Source organism: Campylobacterota bacterium, from assembly GCA_040752835.1.
Lineage (GTDB): Bacteria > Campylobacterota > Campylobacteria > Campylobacterales > Sulfurimonadaceae > Sulfuricurvum.
This window is the reverse complement of the sequence record JBFMGG010000009.1, coordinates 1-2,768: the sequence shown is the minus strand read 5'-3', so window position 1 is coordinate 2,768 and position 2,768 is coordinate 1. Positions and strand designations below refer to the sequence as shown.

Below are 2,768 nucleotides of genomic sequence, written 5' to 3'. Positions count from 1 at the left end.
CACCTGGTCGGGCGTGATCCATCCGCGTTCGAGGGCTTCCTTTGCCGACACGCGCATCACGCGCCCTCGTGGCCGCCCGGAGTGTCGCCTGCGCCCGGTGAAGCCTGCGCTTCGGGCTCGTTCAAGGCAGGATGGTTCCATTCGAGCCATAGGCTCACCGCGTCGCGCTGTGCCGCCTTGAATGCGTAGTCGGCGTCGGGGGGGAAGTCGCCGGTCTTGATCTCCGGAAAAGCTGCGGCGATGGTCGCCCAGAAGGCGAGGCCGGCGTTCTCGATCGCTTGATCAACCTGCTCTTTTGTCGGTCGCTCCATCACTCATCCCTCCAGCGCTTTGGCCACATAGGGGGCCAGTTCGGCGTCGCTCAGGCCATTCAGCACCACCGCTTTCGGGTTGTTCTTGCGGGCGGCCGCCAGCGTCTCTGGCGTGATCCCCGCGGCATAGCTGATGGTGCTGATGGTCGTGCCCTCGATGATCACCACCTTGGTCTTCATGTGGCGTTTGACGCGCTTCATCAGGTCGGCGGTATCGACCAACTCGCTCACGTACCAGTCCGGGTCCACGCGGAGCGTTCGGCCATTGGACTCGCGCTGCGGCAATGCGTTGCAGAAATCATGCAGGCGCTTTTCCTCCTCGCTCCCATTGAAGCGGATGGGATTGCCGGCGTAGTCGAACGCATCGATCACGACTTTCGGCTGCAGGGCGTCCGCCCAGTCGAAACGCAGCGGGCCGCCCGTGGCGTCATCGCGCACTTCGGCAACCTTCTTCCCGTCGCGATACAGCGAAGCGTTAAATCCCCGGCCTTCCATGCCCGAGAAGGTTTTGACGTTCTTGAGTGTGTATTTGCTGGTCATGGCTGATCCCTTGTGAGTGAGTACCGTTCCACCCTCTCATGACCGGAGAAACTTGCAAGCGATCCCTGCTAGACTTCCGCCGCCTTCGCGCACATCGGACGACGTGCCGCTCGGGCCGGGTTTTCCCGCCTCCCAATGAGCAATGAAGAGGACTTTCACCCATGCTCAAACAAACCCTGGTTTCGTTCGCCCTCGCCCTGGGGGTCGCCACTCCTCTCCTCGCCAACGATGGATTCCCGCATCGCAAGCACTTCCCCCATGTTGAGGTGATCGACACGGAGAAACTCTCGTCCGATCTCGACGCCTACACCGTGGTCGATGTGCGCCCCCCGTTCGAGTTCTCGATCATGCACATTAAGGGCGCCACCAACCTGCCCCTGTCCACGCAGGACTTCACCCAGCAGGTCACGGCGCTCCACGAGCAGGCTGGCGGCAAGCGGGTCGTGTTCTATTGCAACGGCCATACCTGTGAGAAGTCCTACCAGGCCGCCTCGAGGATGAGTGAGGCCGACGACGCCCTGGCCCCGCTCGCGTATGACGCCGGCATTCTGGAGTGGGCCGCGGCCAACCCGGCGAGAACGAACTTCCTGAACCGCGGTCATCTCGACTCACGTGCCCTGATCTCCGCAGAGAAGTTCCAGGTGCACAACCTGCCCCCGGTGGAGTTCATCAGCCGCGCCAAGGACCCTGAGGCCCTGGTGGTCGACATCCGCGACGATCTCCAGCGGGACGGGATTGCGCTCTTTGCCATGCGCGACATCCGCACCGGCGTCGACATGGCGAAGCTGAAGGAGATCCTCGTCCGCGCACGCACGGAGGGACGGTCAGTGTTTTTCTTCGACGCGACGGGTCAGCGCGTGAAGCATCTGCAGTACCTGGTCGAAGCCGAGGGGTTGCCGAACTACTTCTTCATGAAGGGAGGCATGCGCGCCTACTTCGACATGATCCAGGACGAGAGCCGGAAGAAGCGCGCAGCCGCCCTCTCAGGCCCATCGAGCGGCGCGTAACGCGGGTTCGACCTGAAACGCGTATCTCTATCCACGAAAAACCCCGCCTTGCGCGGGGTTTCTTCTTTCGTCCAGCGGGTGTTCTGTGGCGGTGCGCGGGCGCGGCCGCCCGTCGCAAGGCCGACCGGCAGTTCATGTAGGCCCGGCGATCGCCCGGGGTGCTGCCGAAGAAGACGGGCCCACGCCCCGGTCGCGTGAACCGTATGTGGCCGCCACGGGTGCGTTCGGCGCTCCAGCCATCCTTCTCGGCCTCCTTGATCAGCTGGCGCAGATCGCCGCTGATGCCACGTATCCCTGACATGGATCGTCTCCTATTCCGTTGGAATTTCCATCATGGCCCAACTCGGGCGCGATGATCCATACTCCCTCTGGGCAGATCATGGGGACCACCTGGCCGCCGATGATCGCCGCGGCGCCGGTGACAGGATCGTTCCAACGTCGATCGATCTCTGCCTCGACTTCAGCCGCCAGAACGACTTCGCCCGTGTCGTGCCAGTACCCCGCTTCCCCTGAGATCAGGGTTCCATCTGCAAGGCTGATCTCGATGGATACGACTTGCGGCTCCGGCCTGCGCTCGAGGCCCGCATGCTCGTGTGCTTGCATCACTTTTTCTCCTGGATGGCCTGCGCGTACAGCACCGACAGGGTGCCGAGGCTCTCGGCCGTATCCCGGCCTGCCGGGCGAACGTCGAGGGTCATCCCTTCCGGGCTGCGTTCGATGCGGATCTCAAGATTGCCTGCCTCGATCGTGCCGATGCCGCTGAATGCCGGACTAAGGGCCAGGTCGCCGTCGTCATCGATCGGGATGAAGGCCCGGGGCGCATCATCGCGTCTGTTCGCCGGCACTTTGACCTCGATCACGCGAGCCGCGGACGAACGGTACAGCGACAACAGCTTGCTCACGGCGTGTT

The 2,768-nt window shown here is 63.3% G+C and carries 5 protein-coding genes; 1 reads left to right on the top strand and 4 read right to left on the bottom strand.

Translation table 11 applies throughout. The features are described 5' to 3' along the window. Positions 1 to 56 precede the first annotated feature (56 nt). Positions 57 to 311, bottom strand: a complete 255-nt coding sequence (locus AB1763_11065) for a hypothetical protein (GenBank protein ID MEW5833363.1) — start codon at positions 309 to 311, stop codon at positions 57 to 59. 3 nt (positions 312 to 314) lie between these two features. Continuing rightward, positions 315 to 851, bottom strand: a complete 537-nt coding sequence (locus AB1763_11060) for a hypothetical protein (protein ID MEW5833362.1) — start codon at positions 849 to 851, stop codon at positions 315 to 317. A 161-nt stretch (positions 852 to 1,012) separates the two neighbouring features. On the opposite strand from AB1763_11060, the gene AB1763_11055 reads away from it, so the two are divergent. After that, positions 1,013 to 1,858: a rhodanese-like domain-containing protein gene (locus AB1763_11055; protein MEW5833361.1), complete on the top strand. Its 846-nt coding sequence runs from the start codon at positions 1,013 to 1,015 to the stop codon at positions 1,856 to 1,858. Between the two features lie 258 nt (positions 1,859 to 2,116). Here the strand turns inward: AB1763_11055 and AB1763_11050 are convergent, their stop codons facing one another. Together AB1763_11050 and AB1763_11045 are read right to left on the bottom strand one after the other, a co-directional pair. After that, entirely contained in the window at positions 2,117 to 2,464 is a 348-nt protein-coding gene (locus AB1763_11050) for a hypothetical protein (protein MEW5833360.1), read from the bottom strand. Beyond that, on the bottom strand, positions 2,461 to 2,768 hold a 308-nt coding region (locus AB1763_11045), incomplete at its 5' end, for a hypothetical protein (protein MEW5833359.1). The genes AB1763_11045 and AB1763_11050, both read right to left, overlap by 4 nt.

Coding starts and splice junctions, on each gene's coding strand:
- AB1763_11065 (MEW5833363.1), bottom strand. CDS start 311: ATGGAGCGACCGACAAAAGAGCAGGTTGATCAAGCGATCGAGAACGCC.
- AB1763_11060 (MEW5833362.1), bottom strand. CDS start 851: ATGACCAGCAAATACACACTCAAGAACGTCAAAACCTTCTCGGGCATG.
- AB1763_11055 (MEW5833361.1), top strand. CDS start 1,013: ATGCTCAAACAAACCCTGGTTTCGTTCGCCCTCGCCCTGGGGGTCGCC.